Source organism: Vibrio sp. Hep-1b-8 (genome assembly GCF_006124995.1).
Classification (GTDB): domain Bacteria; phylum Pseudomonadota; class Gammaproteobacteria; order Enterobacterales; family Vibrionaceae; genus Vibrio.
In genome coordinates, this window is the sequence record NZ_QEWN01000042.1 from 1 (window position 1) to 5,308 (window position 5,308).

Consider the following 5,308-nt stretch of genomic DNA (forward strand, 5'->3'; position numbering starts at 1 on the left):
ACCACTACCACTTGGTCTTACATATCAATCGAGAGAAAGCCCTAAATCTATCGGCTTATGAGGTGGTTGAGCGTTGGCAGCAAGCACACAAACTGCCCAATATCGTATCTCGATGGTTAGAAGGGCAGCTCACCAGTAAGGCCGAACTTGAAGTGTGTTTAGCGATTATCGAATCTTGGCGTGAGCGACTATGGAGCCTAAGTTGGTTTATGAAAGAGCTTAATTTTGAGATTGCCTGCCAAGCCAACAAAGAAGACCAATGCAAAGGACATTTCTGGGAAAGCCGCTTCAAAAGCCAGGCTCTACTAGATGAACAGGCGCTCGCGGCAGCGATGACCTATGTCGACTTAAACCCGCTAAGAGCTGGAATAGCCCAAACACCAGAAACCTCCGATTACACCTCAATCAAAGCGAGAGTTGAGGCATTAAACAATCAGCGAGAGACGGCACCTTGCCTTTACCCGTTTGTTGGGAATGACAAAAACCATCAACGTGATGGTATACCGTTTCGACTGATGGATTACATCGAGCTAGTCGATTGGACAGCACGTCAATACCGAGAAGGTAAAGTGAGCTTAAGTGAAGATACGCTACCGATATTGCAAAGACTTAATATCAATCAAGCAAACTGGCTTGAGACTTGTACTCAGTTGGAGCGTCTGCGCTGCACCGCAGTAGGTTGCACCCAAAGCTCGATGATGGCCAAACAGCTGATGAAACGAAAGCGACTCAATTTACTTCGGTTGGATAGCTAAGCGATTAGCCAACCATTAAATCTCTAGTAAGAAACCCACACGAAACCAAAAATGTTTTTGGTGAATCACTCGTTACTCAAAAAAGCCTCAATAGACTCATTCACGCAAAACCGTGACAGACAGAACGCACCCCTCTCCCCCTGTCGGACAAATTAATACCGATTTCACCGATAGATTATGTCTGGAGCATCAGTATCTTTTAATAGTGCCTGTCCTTTTAGAGATAGTGCCAGTATCTTTTAATAGTGCCTGTCCTTTTAGTATGGGTTATCTAGGACTGTACTGCTAAATGATCTAGCTAAGGAGGTAATGAAAGATCAGCGCAGATTCCAGAAGCTAAAGAACCCTTATATCTTCACAGGTGATGCCGAGGGGCGACCAATAGCTCATCCGAAGAAAGCATTTGCTCGAATCAGGAAAGCATCTGGCATAAAAGATAGTTTCCGCATACATGACCTCAGGCATAGCTTTGCCTCGATCCTGATCAACAGCGGAAATGCGACTCTCTATGATGTTCAGCATTTGTTGGGGCATCAGTCTCCGCAAACCAGTACCAGATATGCTCATTTGGCTAGTTCAAGGCTGAGAGAAGTTAGTGCGAATGTGGCGGAGTTGGTGGGAGATGTGAGCCAAGGGTAGATGTGCATCAGCCGACATTATTTGTTGGCTGTTTTTCTAATCTAGAAGCCAAACGAAATATGCGAAATTGCGTGTAGCTACCTCACTGTTAATGTGCACTCTGTATAGTAAGAATGCCAAAACACATGCTATTATTCGACAGTTGACCTCTATTCATTTGGCACTGAAATCTAAATATGGCAAAAACATACGAACAAGAACAGCATGCCCTCACTCCATACTCTTTCAGAGTCTACAATAAAGACTTAGAAGGTCGTAGGGAAGAACGTTATAGCGTTTTAAACAAAATATCCGGTAAGTTTGACTTACTAGAGATGCTAGAAACATTCATGAAAGCAAACTCTGATAAGTACAGAATCTTTGAAGAAAGCCAACAAGTTTACTGCTTTAGCGATATTAAATACGATGCAGCCAAGCGTGAGGTTTGGGGGTGGTTTAATGTCGGATATTACGGAATTAAAACTGATATCATCAATATCAAAACCCAAGAAGTTGACTTTGAAAAAGCTAAAGATAATGCGGAAATTATTAAGCACTACGTGCATTTTCGTATTCCCAAGAAGGCTAATGAGGGAATGGCTTTTTTGCATACATACCGGGGTAATGGTGTTAAAACTCTATTCTTCAGGCTTTTTTCTGAATTATTCAAAGCGCAAACCACTCTAAACCTTCAGATGAATCCACTGGCTTATGATAAAGCAATTCATGCATGGTTAGATGCTCCTGCTAAAGAAGTTAAGCTAACCAAGTTTGTTGGCGTGGCTGATGTTACTGATAAGTTGAAAAAACTAGGGCATCATGAGCAGGAGCTAGTAGTTAAGCCTCCAAGAAAAGGAACCCTAGGTAGGCTAAGAGATTACTTGATAAACAAAAAAAGCGAACACTACCAGGCGGTAGAGGTTTTGTCTGAGTTCGGCAGTCAAGTTAAGACTGTTGTGGAAATGAACGGTAAGAAGCGCACATTTAATGTTGGGCACAGTAAATCCAGCTCAATGTGCGAAATCGAATTGGATGAAGCGGTTGTAATGGATGAGGGTGTACCTAACTTCAAGTCCATGAATCGATGGGTCAGGGAAATATCTGATGAATATGCTAAGACGATGTACTAGCAGGGTTTGATTATGAGTTCAAAGATAAATGTTCTTGGAATAATACATGGTCATTGGAAAACACTAGAACATAATGGCACAGGTAAAGTCAGCTTCAGTGACGTTTTTACTTTTATTTTATTCCCGCTGATATTAGCAGTGTTAACTATTGTATTTGAGTTTAAGTTCACTAATGACCTAACCTCTCTACTCGTCAACTTTGGCGCAATTTTCACCGCTTTACTGCTCAGTGTTCTCGTTCTAGTTTACGACCAAAGTACTAAACTAGAAGACAATAAGCCTGAATCAGAAGCTGATATTAGTTACAAAACTAAACGAACAATTCTCGATCAACTGTATTACAACATTTGTTATTCAATTATTGTATCTGTCTTGTTAGTTGTATCTTGCTTCATCGAATCGATTTGTAGAGGAAAGACAAGCACGTTTACATTGCCGCTAGAAACACCTGCGTCAATTTGTATTGATATAAATACTTATGTTGCGACTCCTCTCGTAACTTTTTCTACTGTGAATTTGATATTTACCATCTTGATGATTGTAAAGAGAATGCATGCCTTGCTGACATCAGATTAACCCCCAATCTAAAATCCTAGATCGCTGGGCCGGTCACACCAGACTGGCCCTGTAATCTCGCTCTAAGGCTTATCCTGCCTGACTTCCTGCATGCTGTAGTTCCAGCAACGTTGGCGACGGCGTCGTCGGTCCGGTCTCTATCCGGTCTTTAGCTACGATTTTGGCTAGATACCGAGCTGGACACGAACCCTAATATAAATTTCCTATTTAGGTTTTCCGTCCAGTTTGCCGACGGCGGCGGCAGTAGATGTATTTTCCCTGTAGTCCTGACAGTTGCGACGGTCATGGCAGTGGCGACGGTTCTGACAGCCGTGACAGTCCCGACAGTAACCAGCTAGATTCAAATTCTATTCTACTAACCCAACTCGTAGCCCTAACTCATACCAGATTCGCGCTGTAATCCAGTGTGCCGTTGGTTTTTCCGGTTCGAGTATGAATACCAGTCCTGTGATTAGCCGCTGTTTCTGGTGCTGTTGTTGAGGCCGGTGATTACTAGTCGAAATTGCATTAGAGAAAGACAGACCGATTACCACTGAGGGTAATCGGTCATCATCATTCAACATCCATCTTGTCCTAATCTTCGGTGCTGAGTCTCCTGCGTAATCTCAGCTAGAACCCCATTTAGGTATCTCAATTATATTTATATTAATAACTGGACCTAATGGAACGGAATGTTGGTTATATTTTTGTTGGTTCCTGCGCGAAGTTTTTTTGGGGTTCTGTTCTGGTGTTGAGTGGTATGTATTTGCTCTGATTCGCGTTGTACAGACGAGAGAAGGTTCTGATGGTAGATATCACTCAGACAGGGGAAGTGTGACCCTGTGGTGACTACGTGGCGTGTTTCGGCAGACCTAATGGATCAGAGCTTACCGGAAGTAATTGCGGACCGGATATGGACAGGACTAGAACGAAAAAAGGCTTACGGATTTCTCCATAAGCCTTAAGGAATAATGGTGGCCCCTCCCAGACTTGAACTGGGGACCAATCGATTATGAGTCGACTGCTCTAACCACTGAGCTAAGGGGCCTTATAGGGCAATGATTATAGGGGATGAGGATCTAGCTGTCTAGCCAGTAACGGGTATAAATGCGCTTAGTTTTTATCCACTTAAATCGAATAGATATAAAAAAGGTGAGCTTTAGCCCACCTTTTAATCAATTGTCGAGAAAATAAGCTATCGACTATTCGTCTAGGAAGCTGCGTAGAGTTTCTGAGCGGCTAGGGTGACGAAGTTTACGCAGTGCTTTTGCTTCGATCTGACGGATACGTTCACGAGTTACGTCAAACTGCTTACCTACTTCTTCTAAAGTATGGTCAGTGTTCATGTCGATACCAAAACGCATACGCAGTACTTTCGCTTCACGCGGAGTCAAACCGGCTAGAACATCTTTAGTTGCTACTTTTAGACTGGTTGCGGTTGCAGAGTCTAGAGGCAGTTCTAGCGTAGTGTCCTCGATAAAATCACCTAGATGCGAATCTTCGTCGTCACCGATTGGTGTCTCCATAGAGATTGGCTCTTTAGCGATTTTAAGTACTTTACGAATCTTATCTTCAGGCATTTGCATGCGCTCTGCTAGCTCTTCTGGCAGAGGCTCACGGCCCATCTCTTGTAGCATTTGACGAGAGATACGGTTCAGTTTGTTGATGGTTTCAATCATGTGAACCGGAATACGAATTGTACGAGCTTGGTCTGCAATCGAGCGAGTAATTGCCTGACGAATCCACCAAGTGGCGTAAGTTGAGAACTTGTAACCACGACGATATTCGAACTTATCTACTGCTTTCATCAGGCCGATGTTACATTCTTGGATAAGATCCAAGAATTGTAGGCCGCGGTTGGTGTATTTCTTAGCGATAGAAATAACCAGACGTAAGTTCGCTTCAACCATCTCTTTCTTCGCACGACGAGCTTTCGCTTCACCGATAGACATACGACGGCTGATATCTTTGATGCTTTGAACTGTCAGAGAAGTTTCTTCTTCGATCATTTTCAGTTTTGAAATTGAACGGCGAATATCTTCTTCACTGCGACGAATTTTTTCGGCGTATGGTTTATCAGACGCTAAGATCTCGTCAAGCCATGCATCACTTGATTCATTACCCGTGAATAGCGTGATGAACGATTTCTTCGGCATTTTGCCATACTCAACCGCTGCCTTCATGATAAGACGCTCTTGAGTACGTACACGTTCCATTGAAGTGCGTAGCTCTTCAACTAGGTAGTCGAAC

General features: G+C 43.2%; 4 protein-coding genes, 1 tRNA gene and 1 pseudogene. 4 read left to right on the forward strand and 2 right to left on the reverse strand.

The window, feature by feature from the left end; all coding sequences use genetic code 11:
- From DA100_RS07960 to DA100_RS07975, 4 genes and pseudogenes are all read left to right on the forward strand, one after another.
- On the forward strand, positions 1-755 hold a 755-nt coding region (locus DA100_RS07960), incomplete at its 5' end, for a transposase (protein WP_138971690.1).
- Positions 756-1,019: 264 nt separating this feature from the next.
- Positions 1,020-1,394 (forward strand): annotated as a pseudogene (locus DA100_RS07965) (tyrosine-type recombinase/integrase); the annotation flags it as partial.
- Between the two features lie 176 nt (positions 1,395-1,570).
- Positions 1,571-2,503, forward strand: coding sequence for a hypothetical protein (locus DA100_RS07970; protein ID WP_138971691.1), 933 nt, complete (start codon positions 1,571-1,573; stop codon positions 2,501-2,503).
- A 12-nt stretch (positions 2,504-2,515) separates the two neighbouring features.
- On the forward strand, positions 2,516-3,079 hold the full coding sequence (locus tag DA100_RS07975; RefSeq protein ID WP_138971692.1) for a hypothetical protein: 564 nt from the start codon (positions 2,516-2,518) through the stop codon (positions 3,077-3,079).
- A 951-nt stretch (positions 3,080-4,030) separates the two neighbouring features.
- Here the strand turns inward: DA100_RS07975 and DA100_RS07980 are convergent.
- Both DA100_RS07980 and rpoD read right to left on the reverse strand, forming a co-directional pair.
- Positions 4,031-4,106 (reverse strand) — tRNA-Ile (locus DA100_RS07980).
- A 154-nt stretch (positions 4,107-4,260) separates the two neighbouring features.
- Positions 4,261-5,308, reverse strand: a 1,048-nt coding sequence (rpoD, locus tag DA100_RS07985; RefSeq protein WP_138971693.1) for an RNA polymerase sigma factor RpoD, incomplete at its 5' end; no start/stop codon positions are given.